Here is a 15,795-nt window from a genome sequence, read left to right on the forward strand (position 1 = left end):
CCATGAGTAACCGACAGGAGCAGCCGCTCCTTAACGACTGGTTCCAGACCCACGGTATTACCGAGGTCGAGTGCCTCGTCTCCGATCTGACCGGCATCCTCAAGGGCAAGATCATGCCTGCCGGCAAATATCTCAACGGCGGCCGGCCTCGGCTGCCCGATTCGATCTTCATCCAGACCGTCACCGGGGGCTATCCTGATGACGAGGATATTCGTTTCTGGAACCCCGCCGAACGCGACATGGAGTTGGTGCCGGACCCGAACGCCATTTACCTGGTGCCCTGGGCCGACGACCCCACCGCTCAGATCATCCACGACTGCTTCTACCTCACTGGCGAGCCGGTGGATCTTTCGCCGCGCCACGTGCTTAAGCGGATACTGGCGCTCTACGAGGACCGCGGTTGGCGTCCGGTAATCGCACCGGAAGTCGAGTTCTACCTGGTCAAGACTAATACCGACTCCGACTACCCTCTGGAGCCGCCGATCGGTCGTACCGGGCGTCAGGAGAGCAGCCGCCAGTCATTTTCCATCGACGCAGTCAACGAGTTCGATCCGCTATTCGAGGAAATGTACGATTACTGCGAGGCCATGAACCTGGATCTGGATACGCTGATCCATGAAGAGGGCGCCGGGCAGATGGAGGTCAACTTCCAGCATGGCGACCCACTGACCCTCGCCGACCAGGTGGTGATGTTCAAGCGCGTCCTGCGCGAGACCGCGCTGCGCCATGGCATGTACGCCACCTTCATGGCCAAGCCCATGGCCAACGAGCCGGGCAGCTCCATGCATATCCACCAGAGCCTGCTCGACAGCAAGGATGGTCACAATATCTTTGCTGGCGAGGATGGCCAGCCTAGCCGACTCTTCCACTACTTCATCGGCGGGCTGCAGCGTTACCTGCCGGCAGTGATGCCGCTGTTGGCGCCCAACGTGAATTCGTATCGCCGCCTGATGCGCACCGATACCAGCGGCTCGGCCCCCATCAATGTCGAGTGGGGGCTGGACAACCGCACGGTGGGGTTGCGAGTGCCGATGTCTTCCGCCGAGTCCACTCGCGTCGAGAATCGCCTGGCGGGGGCGGACGCCAACCCCTATTTGGTGATGGCGGCGTCGCTCGCCTGCGGCTATCTGGGCATGCTGGGCCAGTTCGAGCCGCGTCCACCCATGGTCGGGTCCGCCTGGTCCGGCGGCAACAAGCTGCCCGACGACATCGGCCCGGCGCTGGATATGCTGCATGACTGCAAGCCGCTGTCCGATATTCTTGGTGAACGTTTCACCAACAGCTACCTGGCGGTCAAGCGCGCCGAGCACCGCGCCTACTTCCAGGTCATCAGCTCCTGGGAACGCGAGCACCTGCTGCTGCGGGTCTAGTAGATGTAGAAGATGTAGTGGATGTAACGACCAGGACGATCACCTGGATGGGCGAGTGCTCAAGGGCGTGAATGTGCAAGAGACCTGAGAGCCCCGCTATCAGATTGCCGAGGAGAGACAACATGCTGTCGAAATACGTAGTGGGGCTGGTCGGTCTGGGGTTGATGAGCGCGGGGATTGCCGCGTCTGCCCAGGAAAACAAGCTGAGCCTGTTCAACTGGTCGGATTACATGGCCCCGGGCATCATCGAGGACTTCGAGGCCGAGACGGGCATCGAGGTGGTGCAGAATTATTACAACTCCAACGCGGAGCTGTTCTCGAAACTGACCGCCGGTGGCGATGCCCAGTACGACTTGATCGTACCCTCGGATTATTTCGTGCCGCGCTTGATCGATGCCGGGCTCGTACAGCCGCTGGCCCGTAAGGGCCAAGGCCTGGAGGGCTACGACAACATTCTCGACGAATTCCGTCAGCCCTCCTACGACCCGCAGGGCGACTATACCGTGCCCTACCTTTGGGGCGTGACGGGCGTGGTCTACAACACCGAGACCTTCGCTGACCCCGAGCCCAGCTGGGGCCTCCTGTACGACCCGACGGTCAACCCGGACTATCCGTTCGCGATGCTCAAGGGCGACGCTCAATTCACCTTCGGCACACTCTGTGCCTTTCAAGGCAGTGGCTTTGACTGCATCGGTGAGGCACCCTGGACCGAGGCCGCCCAGGCGGTGATCGAGACCCGTGGTCGTGACAACTTCGTCGGCTTCGTCGATGCCACGGCCGCCATCGAGCAGGTCGCCAGCGGTGTGATCCATGCCGGCATCGCCTACAACGGCGACCTGGCGGCCAAGCGTGCCGAGTCGCCGGAGACCTACGGCAAGCTGGGCTTCTTCATCCCCGAGGAAGGGTCGCAGCGCTGGGTCGACGTGATGGCCATTCCCGCCCGGGCTCCCAACCCTGAATCGGCGCGGGCGTTTATCGAATACCTGCTGCGCCCGGACGTCGCCGCTCGACTGGCCAACTACAACTACTACACCACGCCCAACGAGGCGGCACTGGCGCTGGTCGACGATGCCCTGCGCGAGCCGCCGGTGATGCCCGACGAGGCGGCCCGCGAGCGGTTGCATTTCACGCCGTCGGTGAGCGGCGACCAGCTGCAGCTGCTACAGGAGTTGTGGAGTGAAGCGCGCAGTCGCTGATCGCGACAGACGTGAATCCGGTACGTATGAAAGAGTATCGATGGGGCGGCGGCCTTGGTCGCTGCCCCGGTTTTTTCTGGCATCTGTCGCCTGCTGATGCCATGCCATCAATCAACACCCACTGGAGGCTACCATGAGCGTTTCCGTCCACCCCGAGCATGCGCGGTCCTGGTATGCGGCATCGGCCAATCCGACACCGCAACGTCCGGCGCTGGAAGGCGAGATCGAGTGTGACGTCTGCGTGGTGGGGGCGGGCTTCACCGGCATCTCGGCCGCGCTGCATCTGGCCGAACAGGGGCATAGCGTCGTGGTGCTGGAAGCCGCTCGCGTCGGCTATGGCGCCTCGGGTCGCAACGGTGGCCAGATCGTCAACAGCTACAGCCGTGACATGGACGTGATCGAGACCAAGTACGGCGATGAGACCGCCCGGGCCCTGGGCGACATGGCCTTCGAGGGTAACCGGATCATTCGCGAGCGCATCGATCAGTACGCCATCGACTGCGATCTCAGGAATGGCAATCTGTTTGCCGCCTGCAACGCCAAGCAGATGCAGAGCTTGGTCGAACACAAGGCGCTCTGGGAGCGTTACGGTAATCGAAAACTGGAGTTGCTCGAGGGTGATGCGCTGCAGCGCGAGGTGGTCAGCGATCGCTACGTGGGTGGCCTGGTGGACCACTCGGGCGGGCATCTGCACCCGCTCAACCTGGTGCTGGGCGAGGCGGCGGCCTTCGAGTCGCTGGGTGGCACGATTTATGAACAGACCCCCGTCGAGTCGTTGACGCACGGCGCTCCGGTCGAGCTGCGCACCCCACGTGGCCGGGTTCGGGCGCAGCGCGCAGTGATGGCGGGCAATGCCTACCTCAAGGGCGTGCTGCCCGAGATCGAGGGCAAGTCAATGCCCTGCGGCACCCAGATCATCACCACCGAGCCACTGGGCGAGGCGCGCGCCCGCTCGCTGATACCCAACGACATGGCGGTGGAGGACGGCAACTATCTGCTCGACTACTTTCGACTGACCGCCGACAACCGCTTGCTGTATGGGGGCGGGGTCAACTATGGCGGCAGCGATCCGGCCGATATCGAGGCGGTGATTCGTCCCAAGATGCTCAAGACGTTCGCGCAACTCGACGACGTCAAGGTCGACTACGCCTGGAGTGGCACCTTCCTGATGACGCTCAATCGCCTGCCGCAGTTTGGAGTCATCAATGACAACGTCTTCTATGCCCAGGGCTATTCCGGCCACGGCGTCACCTGCACCCATCTGGCGGGTCGCCTGATCGCCGAAGTAATGACCGGCCGCGAGGAGCGCTTCGACGCTTTCGCCAAGCTTCCCCATCTGCCGTTCCCGGGAGGGCATCTGCTGCGGGTGCCGCTCTCGGCCATCGGCGCCTGGTACTACCAGGCGCGTGACGGTCTGGGGATCTGAGCACGTTCTCACAAGGCATCGGTTGTCGGCCTCCGGCGACGGCGGGGCAATAAATGTGGATGTCCATGACGAGCGCTTTCCCGCTTCCTGTAAAAGCATATACTGATCTTCGTCTCTCGCGCGGTGCAGAAAGCGATGCGCCTTTCATCGTCCTTGTCACGCCTCCGCGAAGCCGGTTCTCGAATGATGATGGCGCGTGAGCGCCCTCTAGGAGGTGAAAAATGAGCAAGTCGATCGTGGTGGGAACCATCCTGGCCGTGTTGGGGCTGGGCGGACTGGCCTTCGGGGCCTGGCAGGTCCAGCAGGAAGACACGCCGCAGTATGCCGAGATCACCCATGTGGAAACCCTGACGCGAGTCGTGGAAACCCCGCGCGAAGTGTGTGAGAACGTGGTCGTCCAACTGTCAACAGAAGCCCAGGCGGGTCAGGGCGCCAGCCGTGATCCCCATCGCGTGGTGGGCACCGCTGCTGGGGCGATCGTCGGCGGCCTTCTCGGCAACCAGATCGGCGGCGGCAGTGGCAAGAAGATCGCTACGTTGGCCGGAACCATCGGCGGCGGCTTGGCCGGCCGCGAAGTACAGGAACGCGTCGAGGCACGCCAGCATGCCCAGGCGGCGCAGTCCCAGCCGCGTACCACAACCCGCCAGGAGTGTCGTACCGTCACCGATACTCGCCAGGAAACCGAGGCCTACGAAGTGACCTGGCGCAACGGCGACGTAGTGCAGACCAGCCGTCTCGATAGCGCACCCGAAGGCGATCGCGTGCTGCTCGAAGAGGGACAGCCGCAGTGGGGGGCAACCCTCGCCTCCGAGGGGTGAGTCGCCACGGCACGGTCGGTATCGTTGTCGCTCGATGAGCGCGGCGAAGGCATCATTCAGTCGTTTAAGCGCAGGTGTCAGCGCAGCCGCTCCAGTAGCTGGTAGTACGCCATGCCGGTCGCCAGTAAGGCGTTGCCGAAGCGGTCGCTGAACGGGATTCGCCAGTGGCGAACATCGGCGAAGGCATCGAACTCTTCCAGGCTGCCGCTCACCGCCTTGGCGAGGATCTCACCGACGATGTGCGAGGTCGCGATGCCGTGCCCGGAATAGCCCTGGGCGTAGTAGACGTGGGGCGAGAGCTTGCCAAGCATCGGGACGCGGTTGATGACGATTCCCGCCAGGCCCTGCCACTCGAAGTCGAGCGCCACACCCTCGAGTTGCGGGAAGGTATGCTCCAGGCGGGGTCGCAGCTCGGCGGCGATGTCCGCCGAGTCTTTTCCTGAGTAGTTCGTGCCCCCGCCGAACAGCAGTCGCCGGTCGGCAGTGAGGCGATAATAGTCGAGCACGAAGCGGGTATCGTAGACGGCCAGATCCTGGGGATTGATCGCCGTGGTCGTGTTTTCGTCCAGCGGAGCAGTGGTGACGATGCCCAGCGAGGCGGGGAAGAGCCGCCCACCCAGGCGTTTGCGTTCGAGGCCGTGGTAGGCGTTGCCGGCCAGGATGACGCTGTTGGCCCGCACCCGGCCATGCTTGCCGACGACCGTCGGGCTCTCCCCGTGGAGGATCTCCACCACCGGTGAGCTCTCGAAGATCATGGCGCCGAGGCTCGCCGCCGCTCGGGCCTCGCCCAGGCAGAGGTTCAGGGGGTGGAGGTGCATGTTGTAGTCGTTGCGGATGGCGCCGTGATAGAGCCGGGTGCCGAGCACCTCCGCGACGCCTGCCGCATCCAGCCAGTGAACATGCTCGCCGATCCAGTGGGACTGGGAGGCCTCGTAGTCCTGTTGCAGCGCCTTCAGGTGGCGCGGCTGGTAAGCTGCCTGCAGGTGACCATGCTTGAGGTCACAGGAAATGGTGTATTTCTCGACTCGGTCGCGGATGATGCGGTGGCCGCGCCAGCGGAGGTTCCACACAAAATCGTTAGCATCATCTCCCAGGGTCCGGCGCATCTGGCGGCGCATGGCATCCTCGCCGGAGAGGCTGCCGGTGACCTGGCCGCCGTTACGTCCACTGGCCCCCCAGCCGATCCTGTTCGCCTCGATGATCGCAACCCGGTAGCCCCGCTCGCTCAATTCGACCGCCGTGGCCACGCCGGTGAAACCGCCCCCCACGATGGCGATGTCCACTCGGTGGTCGCCTTCGAGAACGGGATAGTCGGACTCCTCGACGATCGACGCGGCGTAATACGAAGGGCTGCGGGCTTGGGTCATGAGTATCCTCGTCTTGGCTGTCAGCAGGGGACCTTGGCCGATGGCTCAAACGTGGCGCAAATACCAGTCGACCTCCAGGCGGCTGACGTGCTGCATGGCCTGGTCACGCTCGGCGTGGCGGTTGGCCAGGAAGACCTTCAAGAAATCCCGGCCCAGCGCCTGGGCCAGCACATCACTGCTTTCCAGCAGGTCGAGGGCTTGGCTCCAGCTATTGGTCAGGCTGGGGGGGAACTGCTGGTAGGCGTTGCCCGTGACCGGTGGGGGTGGGGTGAGCTCGGCGGCCAGCCCGTGCTCGATGCCGGCCAGCAGGACCGCCAGCAGCAGGTAGGGGTTGGCGTCGGCGCCCGCCAGGCGGTGCTCGATGCGTCGGGCGGTGTTGGGGCCGGAGGGGATTCGTACCGCCACCGAGCGATTGTCGAAGCCCCAGGTCGGTGCCATTGGCACATACAGGCCCGGCTGGAAGCGCCGGAAGGAGTTCATGTTGGGCGAAAACAGCGCGACGCTGGCGGGCATGAGGGCGAGCAGGCCGGCCACGGCTTGATGCAGGGTGGCGCTGCCCAGCGAATCGCCGTCCGTGGCGGCGAAGACATTGTCGCCCGCCTCGCCGAGCAGGCTGATGTGCACATGGGTGCCGTTGCCTGCTTCAAGCCCGTAGGGCTTGGCCATGAAGGTCGCCTCGAAACCATGATCGATCGCAACACCCTTGATCAGCCGTTTGAGCAGCACCGCGGCGTCACAGGCGGCCAGGACGTCGTCGCCATGCTTCAGGGTGATCTCGAACTGTCCCGGGGCGCACTCCTTGAGCATGGTGTCCAGGGGTAGCCCCTGCACCTGGGCGGCGGCCTGCACCGCTTCGAGGAAGTCCGCGTATTCGTCCAGTTCGCTCACCGAGTAGAGCTGGCTCTGGGTAGCGCGCTCGCCGGTGGTCGGCGAGCAGGGCGGCTGGATCATGCCCAGGGTATCGCGCTCGCGATCGACCAGGTAAAACTCCATCTCCACGGCGACCACCGGGGTCAGGCCGCGTGCGGTGAGGCGTTCGAGCTGGCGGGCCAGCACCTGCCTCGGTTCGGCGAAGAAGGGGCTTTCATCTGCCTCGACCATGCCCATCAGGAGTTGGCCCTGGCGGCCCTGGCGGCGCCAGGGTGTGGGCATCAACGTACCCGGCAGTGGCCGGCACACCCGGTCGGCGTCCCCCTTTTCCAGGCCGAGCCCGGTTTTCTCGATGGTATTGCCGAGGATGTCCAGGGCGAAGACCGACGCCGGAAGGTTGATACCTTCCCGATAGGCTTTCTCGAGGCTGCCGCGGCCAATTCGCTTGCCGCGCAGTACACCATTGAGATCGCTGAGCAACAGATCGATGCTGTCGATCTCGGGATGACGTTCGAGAAAGCTCAGGGCTTCATCGGCGGGATGTGAGGGCATGGCGCACCTTTATGTCCTGTTCGTTATTTATGCCGGCTATCTTTGAAGTCTTCTCGAATGTTGTCAAATACTTTACGGGGAGGCCGGCATTAAGGGTTGGCTTCAGGGGCGGCGATAGCATCACAGCCGCTGTGGGTAAGCGGAAAGGTAGTGGCCGCCGGTCGATAGGGCCTGCTGACTTGGCAGTCGCCTTCCAGCGGCGTATGTTGAGCAAAGCATAACATTTAAGAGACGAGACGATTCAAGGAGACTGACATGCGAAGCCGGCCTCTGGTGGGTGTGATTGCCTGCCGTCGCGAGGTGGAGGGGCACCCCGCCCATACGGTTACCGACAAGTACCTGACCGCCCTGCGGGATTACGGGCTGGCGCCGGTGATCCTGCCGGTCTGGGAGGGTGTCGTGCAGCCCGACCTGCTTCGCCCCCTCGATGGCCTGCTGCTGACCGGCAGCTACAGCAATGTCGAGCCGGGTCGCTATGGTGTCGAGCGAGCGCCCGAGAACACCCGGGACGACCGGCATCGCGATGCCGCTGCCCTGGCCTGGATCCCGGCGGCCCTGGACATGGGGCTGCCTCTTCTGGGGATCTGTCGTGGCTTCCAGGAGATCAATGTGGCATTCGGCGGCACGCTGCACCAGGTGGTTCAATCGGTGCCGGGGTTGCTCGACCATCGCGAACCGGAGGGCGATCGCGAACAGCGTTATGCCCCGGCCCATGATATCGAGATCCTGCCGGGTGGGCGGCTGGAGGCGCTCTATCCGCAACCTCGGGCGAGGGTCAATTCGCTGCACCAGCAGGGTATCGCCACACTGGGGCTCGGGCTGATAGCCGAGGCCTTGGCACCCGACGGCTTGATCGAGGCGGTCTCCGTGCGTGACGCGCCCGGTTTTGCCATGGCGGTGCAGTGGCACCCCGAATGGCGCACCTCCGAGCACCCTCTCTACGACGCCCTCTTCCAGGCGTTTGCCGACGCCTGCGTTGCCCGTCGCCTGTTGCCACAGATTACCCGCGGAGCGGATAACCTGACGGGCAACGTTTCAGACATAGAGGAGAAAAACGCATGAGTCACCCCCAGCGACATGCCGACTGGCAACAGATGGCCGCGGATAGGCAGTTCGAGACCCGCGCTTTCATCAACGATGCATTCGTGGAGGCCGCGTCCGGCGACACCTTCGAGACGATCAACCCGGCCACCGGCAAGTGCCTGGCGCGGGTGGCCAGCTGCGATGCGCCCGATGCCGAGCTTGCGGTCGGCCATGCGCGTGCGGCCTTCGCTTCTGGCGAATGGTCGCGACTCGCCCCCGGCCGTCGCAAGAAAATCCTGCTGGTGCTCGCCGATCTCATGGAAACCCATCGACACGAACTGGCGCTGCTTGACACACTGGACATGGGCAAGCCGATCGCGAGCTCACTGGGCGACGTGCAAGGGGCCATCGGTTGCTTTCGTTACCATGCCGAGTCGATCGACAAGCTGTTCGGGGAAGTCGCCCCGACCGGCGACGACTCGCTGGCCCTGGTGCTTCGCGAGCCGCTTGGCGTGGTGGCCTCCATCGTGCCGTGGAACTTCCCGTTGATGATGACCGCCTGGAAGGTCGCGCCGGCGCTGGCTGCGGGCAACAGCGTGATCCTCAAGCCCTCGGAGAAGTCGCCGCTTTCGGCACTGCGCCTGGCAGAACTGGCCCGAAAAGCCGGCATACCGAGCGGCGTCTTCCAGGTGCTGCCCGGCTTCGGGCATACCGTCGGCAAGGCGCTGGCACTCTCGATGGGCGTCGATTGCCTGTCCTTCACCGGATCGACCCAGGTGGGCAAGCAGCTGATGCAGTATGCCGGCCAGTCCAATCTCAAGAAGGTCTATCTGGAGTGCGGCGGCAAGAGCCCCAACCTGGTCTTCGCCGATTGCAAGGACCTGGACAAGGTCGCTCGAAATGCCGCCGAGGCGATTTTCCACAACCAGGGAGAGGTCTGCATCGCCGGTTCGCGGCTGCTGGTGGAGAACTCGATTCGTGAGGCGTTCGTCGAGAAGGTGCTGGCCGCCGCCGAGACGATGCAGCCGGGTGACCCGTTGGATCCCGAGAGCTTCATGGGCGCAATGGTCGACGAGACCCAGTATCGCCGTGTGCTCGACTTCATCCGCCAGGGGGTCGAGGAGGGTGCGTCGCTGCGCGCCGGGGGTGAGGCGCTCAAGGGCGATGGCTGGTTCATCCCCCCCACCGTATTCGACGGGGTGACGCCGCAGATGGTGATCGGTCGCGAGGAGATATTCGGGCCGGTGCTGGCGATATTTGGCTTCGATACCGAGGAAGAAGCCATCGCCATGGCCAACGACAGCGACTACGGCCTCGCTGCCGGCTTCTGGAGCCAGGACATCGATCGCATCATGCGCGTCACGCGCCGCTTGCACTCCGGCCAGGTCTTCGTCAACAACTGGGCCGGTGGCGACCAGACGGTGCCGTTCGGCGGTGTCAAGCAGTCCGGCAATGGTCGCGACAAGTCGCACCATAGTCTGGAGGAGTACTCCGAGCTCAAGACGGTGTGGATGTCGCTGACGCCCTGAATCAACGCGGCATGCTGCCCTCTCAACGCCGGTCGCCTCGACCGGCGTTGTCGTTGAAGGGGATCGGCGCGGGTCGCAAGTCCGTGGCAATTCAAGAGATAATGTATCGAATTTGTAGAAGATTTGTCGTATGGTAGTGCCATTGTCCATGCCACAGGAGGCTTTAACATGGGACTTTTCAATCGTGATCCCACCAAGAAGCTGCAGAAGGAATACGAGCGCAAGCTCGAGCAGGCCATGCTGGCGGCTCGCAACGGCGACATGCGGGCTAACGCCACCTTGACGGAGGAAGCCAACGCGCTGTTGGCAGAGATCGAAAAGCTGAAGCCCTCTTAAGTCATTTAACTTGGCTTGTTCGGTGCCAAAGTTGGTATCCGAACTGCGACTCTTACAGCTTTCCAGACCATAGGTGTCGGCACATGCGAAACACCGTTGTACAATATCTGTAGAAAGAATTTTTCTGTCAAAAGATGATCCGTCTCAGAATGCCCGAGCTGGCGTGGCGCAGCTGACCAGGCGGCAGGCGGTATCGCCAGGATTGCGGAAACGGTGGGGAATATTGGTTTCGAAGTAGTAGGCCTCGCCGGCACCCAGTACTCGCGTGCTCGTGCCTATGGTGATCTCGATCCTGCCTTCCAGGACCACCCCGGCTTCCTCGCCCTGGTGGGTGATCATTTCGCGGCCCGTATCGGCGCCGGCCGAGTAGGTCTCGATCATGAACGACAGCGCGCGGTCGCGCCGGTCGGCGCCGACCAGCTTGTAAATGACGTCGCCGGTCCCTACATCAGCCAGCTCCTCAGCGCTGTAGAATACTTTTCGGCCGCTTTCCAAGTCCATGGTGAAGAAATCCCCGACGCTCATGGGGATCGCATCGAGGATCTTTTTCAATGAGCTGACCGAGGGGCTGACCTTGCCCTGCTCGATCAACGAAAGACTGGAATGGGTCACTCCGCATCGCTTGGCGAGCTCACGCTGTGAAATGCCGCGCAGGGTGCGCAAAGCGCGCAGGCGGGGGCCGACCTCATCCGACATCCTGACCTCCTCGGTAACGATTTTGTTGTTTTCCCCCTAGCGGCCTTCCGTGGTGGGGCGGGCGGGGCCATCCCACGCCATTTCTTGACCCCGACCGACCCGAGCCGGCGAACGCGTCAGCAGAGGGCGTCGAGCTTGTCTTTCAATACCCGATTGACTTGCTGGGGGTTGGCGGTCCCGCGCGATGCCTTCATCACCTGACCAACGAAATAGCCGATCATCTTGCCACGCTTGTCAGGCTCGGCGTCGCGATACTGCGCCACCTGGGCGGGGCTGTCCGCGATGACCTGATCGATCATCGCCTCGATGGCGCCAGTGTCAGTGACCTGCTTGAGCCCCTTGGCTTCGATCACCTCGTCGGCACTCTCGCCCTCGCCGTTCCACAACTCTTGGAAGACTTGCTTGGCCGCCTTGCCGTTGATGGTGTCGTCCATGACCCGGCTGATGAGCTGGCCCAGGGTCTCGGCAGTGATGGGGCTGTCCTGAATCTGACGTCCTTCGCGATTAAGTGCCCCGGCGAGTTCGCCCTGTACCCAGTTCGCAGCCTGTTTGGCGTCGCCACACGTATCCTTGACCCGCTCGAAGTACTCGGCCATATCGCGGCTCGCCGAGAGCACGCCGGCATCGTAGGCGGATAGACCAAGGACATTCTCGAAGCGGGTGCGCTTGTCTGCGGGCAACTCGGGCAGGGTGTCGCGGAGATGGTCGACGTAAGCTCGGTCGAGTACCACCGGCAGCAGGTCGGGGCAGGGGAAGTAACGGTAGTCGTTGGCCTGCTCCTTGGTGCGCATGCTGCGTGTCTCGTCGCGGTCGGGATCGAAGAGGCGCGTCTCCTGGATGACCGTGCCGCCGTCCTCGAGCAGTTCGATCTGGCGCTCCAGCTCGAAGGCAATGGCGCGTTCCACGAAGCGGAAGGAGTTGACGTTCTTGATCTCGGCGCGGGTGCCGAAGGCTTCCTGGCCGACAGGGCGCACCGAGACATTGACGTCACAGCGCATCGAGCCCTCGGCCATGTTGCCGTCGCTGATGCCCAGGTAGGTGACGATCGAGTGGATCGCCTTGAGATAGGCGGCGGCTTCGCTGGACGAGCGCATGTCGGGCTCGGAGACGATTTCCAGCAGCGGGGTGCCGGCACGATTGAGATCGACACCGGTCATGCCATGAAAGTCCTCATGCAGGGACTTGCCGGCGTCCTCCTCAAGGTGGGCATGATGAACGCGGATACGCTTGGTGGCGCCATCATCCAGAGCGATTTCCACCTCGCCGGGACCGACTACGGGATGGTACATCTGGCTGGTCTGATAGCCCTTGGGTAGGTCGGGGTAAAAGTAATTCTTGCGGTCGAATACCGAGACCTCGGGAATCTCGGCGTGGATGGCCAGGCCAAACTGCACGGCCATGGCTACGGCCGTTTCGTTGAGGACAGGGAGCACCCCTGGCATCCCCAGGTCCACGGCACAGGCCTGCGAATTGGGGGCGGCACCGAAAGCGGTGGAGGCGCCGGAAAAAATCTTGGAGCGGGTCGCCAGCTGGACGTGCACTTCCAGCCCGATCACGGTTTCCCATTGCATCAGTGGGTCTCCTCGGCGATGGCGGGACGGCGTTTATGCCAGTCGGTGGCCTGTTGGAACTGGTGGGCGACATTGAGCAGGCGCGACTCGGCGAAGTGGGTGCCCAGTATCTGCAGCCCCACGGGGCGGTCGCCGACGAAGCCAGCCGGCACGCTGATCCCGGGGATGCCGGCGAGGTTGACGGCGATGGTGTAGATATCCTGCAAGTACATCGAGACCGGATCCTTGTTGGCGCCGAGGTCGAAGGCCGGCGTCGGTGATGTTGGCCCCATCAGCACGTCGACCTCTTCGAAGGCATCGAGGAAATCCTGGCGAATCAGCCGGCGGACCTGCTGGGCTTTCTTGTAGTAAGCATCGAAGAAGCCTTCCGAAAGCGTATGGGTACCGATCAGGATGCGTCGCTTGACTTCTTCGCCGAAGCCTTCGGCACGCGAGCGCTTGTAGAGGTCGATAAGGTCGGCTGGCGCGTCGCAACGATGCCCGAAACGCACGCCATCGTAGCGCGAGAGGTTCGAAGAGGCTTCGGCGGGAGCGATGACGTAGTAGGCCGGAATCGCATAGTGAGTATGGGGCAGGCTGACCTCCCTGACTGTCGCGCCCAGCGATTCATAGACGTTTACCGCCTCACGTACCGCGCTCTCGACCTCGGAATCCAAGCCGTCTCCGAAGTATTCCTTGGGCAGTCCGATCTTGAGTCCGCTCAACGGGGCGTCGAGCTCCTCGGTATAGTTCGGCACGCCGCGTGCCACGCTGGTGGAATCACGCAGGTCATGGCCGGCGATGGCACCGAGCAGATGCGCACAGTCCTCGGCGGTGCGAGCCATCGGGCCGGCCTGATCGAGACTCGAGGCGTAGGCGATGATGCCGTAGCGCGAGACGCGACCATAGGTGGGCTTGAGCCCGGTGATGCCACAGAAGGCGGCCGGCTGGCGGATCGAGCCGCCGGTGTCGGTACCCATGGCGGCTGGCACCAGGCCAGCAGCCACCGCGGCCGCGCTGCCGCCGGAGCTGCCGCCCGGCACGGCGGTCGGGTCCCAGGGATTCTTCACGGGCCCATAGAAGCTGTTCTCGTTGGAGGAGCCCATGGCGAACTCGTCCATGTTGGTCTTGCCTAGACTCACAGTGCCGGCGGCCTTGAGCTTCTCGACCACGGTGGCGTCATAGGGCGCGACGAAGTTGTCAAGCATCCTCGACCCGGCACTGGTCTTGACGCCTTCGGTACAGAAGAGATCCTTGATCGCCAGCGGCAGACCGTTGAGCCGGGCGGTATCGCCTCTGGCCCTGGCGGCGTCGGCGTTGTCGGCAGACGCGAGCGCTTGCTCGGGGGTGACAGTGATCAGGCAATTGAGCTGGCCGTCCAGTCGCTCGATGCGCGCGAGCAGTGTCTGGGTCAGCTCGCGACTTGAGAACTCGCCGGCGGCAAGGCCGGCGGCGAGTTCCGTCAGGGTCTTGTCATGCATGGGCCTTGGGCTCCGTTGAGGCTTGCCGGTAACACCGGGACGAGAGGCGGGTCACTCGACCACTCGGGGGACCAGATAGAGGCCGTTTTCCACCACCGGGGCGCAGCGCTGAAACTGCTCGCGTCGGTCGGTTTCCGTCACTTCGTCGGCGCGCAGGCGCTGGGTGGCGTCGAGAGGATGGGCAAGGGGCGCGACGCCCTCGGTATTCAGCCCCTGGAGTTGGTCGACCATTGCCAGGATGCGACTCAAGTCGTCCTGATAGTGGCGGGCTTCGTCGTCGTTCAGGCCGAGCCGGGCCAGATGGGCGGCCCTGAGAACGTCGGTTTTGTCGATCGCCATGAACGGTTGTCCTCGAAGGGTTAGCGATTACAAGCGGGTTTACGAAAATAATCGCAAAAGGTATCACATCCGCTGTCCTGCTGGCAGGGCTGCAAGCCGGTGCTTTGGAGGGGCTTTCGCTTGCTGCTGGGGGGCCGCGGTGATACCGTTTGGCTCCGCACAGGGTTTCCGGACTGCACTAGGTAACGACTTCCATGTTCAAACGTTTGAGGGGGCTGTTCTCCAGCGATCTGTCGATCGATCTGGGTACGGCAAATACGCTGATTTATGTACGCGGTCGCGGCATCGTGCTTGATGAGCCATCCGTGGTGGCGATTCGCCAGTCCGGTAACATGCGCAGCGTGGCGGCGGTCGGCTCCGACGCCAAGCGCATGCTCGGTCGTACGCCCGGGAATATCACGGCCATTCGGCCGATGAAGGACGGTGTTATCGCCGACTTCACCGTCACCGAGCAGATGCTCCAGCATTTTATCCGCAAGGTGCATCAGAGCACCTTTCTGACGCCAAGCCCTCGGGTTCTGGTATGCGTGCCCTGCATGTCGACCCAGGTCGAGCGGCGCGCCATCAAGGAATCCGCCGAGGGTGCTGGAGCCCGTGAAGTCTTCCTGATGGAAGAACCCATGGCCGCCGCCATCGGCGCCGGCCTGCCAGTAGATGAAGCCCAGGGGTCGATGGTCGTCGATATCGGCGGTGGTACCTCCGAGATTGCGATAATCTCGCTGAATGGCATCGTCTATTCGGAGTCCATCCGCGTCGGCGGCGACCGTTTCGACGAGGCCATCATCGCCTATGTTCGCCGGCATTACGGAAGCCTGATCGGGGAGGCGACGGCCGAGCGCATCAAGGAGGAAATCGGCTGTGCGTATCCGGGTGGTGAACTACGCGAAATTGACGTGCGTGGCCGCAATCTGGCCGAGGGCATACCGCGCAGTTTTACGCTGAATTCCCATGAGATTCTCGATGCGCTCCAGGAGTCGCTGAGCTCAATTGTCTCGGCAGTAAAAAGCGCACTCGAGCAGTCACCACCTGAGCTGGCCTCGGATATCGCCGAGCGTGGCCTGGTGTTGACCGGGGGTGGGGCTCTGTTGCGCGACCTGGACAAGCTGATTGCCGAGGAGACCGGGCTGCCGGTGATCGTCGCCGAGGATCCGCTGACCTGTGTGGCCCGGGGTGGTGGCAAGGCCCTGGAGATGATTGACAAGCACACCTTCGAATTGCTCTCCAGCGACTGATATCGAAACA

14 protein-coding genes are annotated in these 15,795 nt (G+C 63.3%); 8 read left to right on the forward strand and 6 right to left on the reverse strand.

The features are described from left to right. Positions 1 to 2: 2 nt before the first annotated feature. The 4 genes from KG088_RS00115 (at position 3) to KG088_RS00130 (ending at position 4,810) form a co-directional block, all read left to right on the forward strand. Positions 3 to 1,370 (forward strand): glutamine synthetase family protein, encoded by a 1,368-nt coding sequence (locus KG088_RS00115; RefSeq protein ID WP_213823459.1) that lies wholly within the window; start codon positions 3 to 5, stop codon positions 1,368 to 1,370. A 122-nt stretch (positions 1,371 to 1,492) separates the two neighbouring features. Continuing rightward, complete coding sequence (locus tag KG088_RS00120) at positions 1,493 to 2,566, forward strand: ABC transporter substrate-binding protein (protein ID WP_213823460.1); 1,074 nt, start codon at positions 1,493 to 1,495, stop codon at positions 2,564 to 2,566. A 133-nt stretch (positions 2,567 to 2,699) separates the two neighbouring features. Beyond that, positions 2,700 to 3,992: an NAD(P)/FAD-dependent oxidoreductase gene (locus KG088_RS00125; protein WP_213823461.1), complete on the forward strand. Its 1,293-nt coding sequence runs from the start codon at positions 2,700 to 2,702 to the stop codon at positions 3,990 to 3,992. A 221-nt stretch (positions 3,993 to 4,213) separates the two neighbouring features. After that, positions 4,214 to 4,810 (forward strand): glycine zipper 2TM domain-containing protein, encoded by a 597-nt coding sequence (locus KG088_RS00130; RefSeq protein ID WP_213823462.1) that lies wholly within the window; start codon positions 4,214 to 4,216, stop codon positions 4,808 to 4,810. Positions 4,811 to 4,887: 77 nt separating this feature from the next. Here KG088_RS00130 and KG088_RS00135 read toward each other — a convergent pair whose 3' ends face one another. Together KG088_RS00135 and KG088_RS00140 are read right to left on the reverse strand one after the other, a co-directional pair. Further along, on the reverse strand, positions 4,888 to 6,177 hold the full coding sequence (locus KG088_RS00135) for an NAD(P)/FAD-dependent oxidoreductase (protein WP_213823463.1): 1,290 nt from the start codon (positions 6,175 to 6,177) through the stop codon (positions 4,888 to 4,890). 45 nt (positions 6,178 to 6,222) lie between these two features. Beyond that, the gene (locus tag KG088_RS00140; protein WP_213823464.1) at positions 6,223 to 7,599 is read right to left on the reverse strand and encodes a glutamine synthetase family protein; all 1,377 of its coding nucleotides are present in this window, start codon (positions 7,597 to 7,599) and stop codon (positions 6,223 to 6,225) included. Positions 7,600 to 7,854: 255 nt separating this feature from the next. Here KG088_RS00140 and KG088_RS00145 point away from each other — a divergent pair, with 255 nt between their 5' ends. The 3 genes from KG088_RS00145 (at position 7,855) to KG088_RS00155 (ending at position 10,487) form a co-directional block, all read left to right on the forward strand. Next, complete coding sequence (locus KG088_RS00145; protein ID WP_213823465.1) at positions 7,855 to 8,661, forward strand: gamma-glutamyl-gamma-aminobutyrate hydrolase family protein; 807 nt, start codon at positions 7,855 to 7,857, stop codon at positions 8,659 to 8,661. Further along, positions 8,658 to 10,151, forward strand: a complete 1,494-nt coding sequence (locus KG088_RS00150; RefSeq protein WP_213823466.1) for an aldehyde dehydrogenase — start codon at positions 8,658 to 8,660, stop codon at positions 10,149 to 10,151. The genes KG088_RS00145 and KG088_RS00150 overlap by 4 nt, the downstream gene beginning before the upstream one ends. Before the next feature lie 168 nt (positions 10,152 to 10,319). Continuing rightward, positions 10,320 to 10,487, forward strand: a complete 168-nt coding sequence (locus KG088_RS00155; protein ID WP_213823467.1) for a DUF6435 family protein — start codon at positions 10,320 to 10,322, stop codon at positions 10,485 to 10,487. Between the two features lie 144 nt (positions 10,488 to 10,631). Here the strand turns inward: KG088_RS00155 and KG088_RS00160 are convergent, their stop codons facing one another. From KG088_RS00160 to gatC, 4 genes are all read right to left on the reverse strand, one after another. Further along, positions 10,632 to 11,183, reverse strand: a complete 552-nt coding sequence (locus tag KG088_RS00160; RefSeq protein WP_213823468.1) for a cupin domain-containing protein — start codon at positions 11,181 to 11,183, stop codon at positions 10,632 to 10,634. A 116-nt stretch (positions 11,184 to 11,299) separates the two neighbouring features. Then, positions 11,300 to 12,754 carry an Asp-tRNA(Asn)/Glu-tRNA(Gln) amidotransferase subunit GatB gene (gatB, locus tag KG088_RS00165; RefSeq protein ID WP_213823469.1) on the reverse strand — a complete coding sequence of 485 codons (1,455 nt, stop codon included), beginning with the start codon at positions 12,752 to 12,754 and terminating at the stop codon, positions 11,300 to 11,302. Beyond that, a complete protein-coding gene (gene gatA, locus KG088_RS00170) occupies positions 12,754 to 14,214 on the reverse strand; it encodes an Asp-tRNA(Asn)/Glu-tRNA(Gln) amidotransferase subunit GatA (RefSeq protein ID WP_213823470.1) in 1,461 nt (486 codons plus the stop codon). The genes gatB and gatA overlap by 1 nt, the downstream gene beginning before the upstream one ends. A gap of 51 nt (positions 14,215 to 14,265) precedes the next feature. Continuing rightward, complete coding sequence (gatC, locus tag KG088_RS00175) at positions 14,266 to 14,553, reverse strand: Asp-tRNA(Asn)/Glu-tRNA(Gln) amidotransferase subunit GatC (protein WP_213823471.1); 288 nt, start codon at positions 14,551 to 14,553, stop codon at positions 14,266 to 14,268. A 194-nt stretch (positions 14,554 to 14,747) separates the two neighbouring features. Here gatC and KG088_RS00180 point away from each other — a divergent pair, with 194 nt between their 5' ends. After that, positions 14,748 to 15,785 (forward strand): rod shape-determining protein, encoded by a 1,038-nt coding sequence (locus KG088_RS00180; protein ID WP_213823472.1) that lies wholly within the window; start codon positions 14,748 to 14,750, stop codon positions 15,783 to 15,785. Positions 15,786 to 15,795: the final 10 nt, after the last annotated feature.

It is taken from the genome of Halomonas jincaotanensis (genome assembly GCF_018448785.1).
Taxonomy (GTDB): Bacteria; Pseudomonadota; Gammaproteobacteria; order Pseudomonadales; family Halomonadaceae; genus Halomonas; species Halomonas jincaotanensis.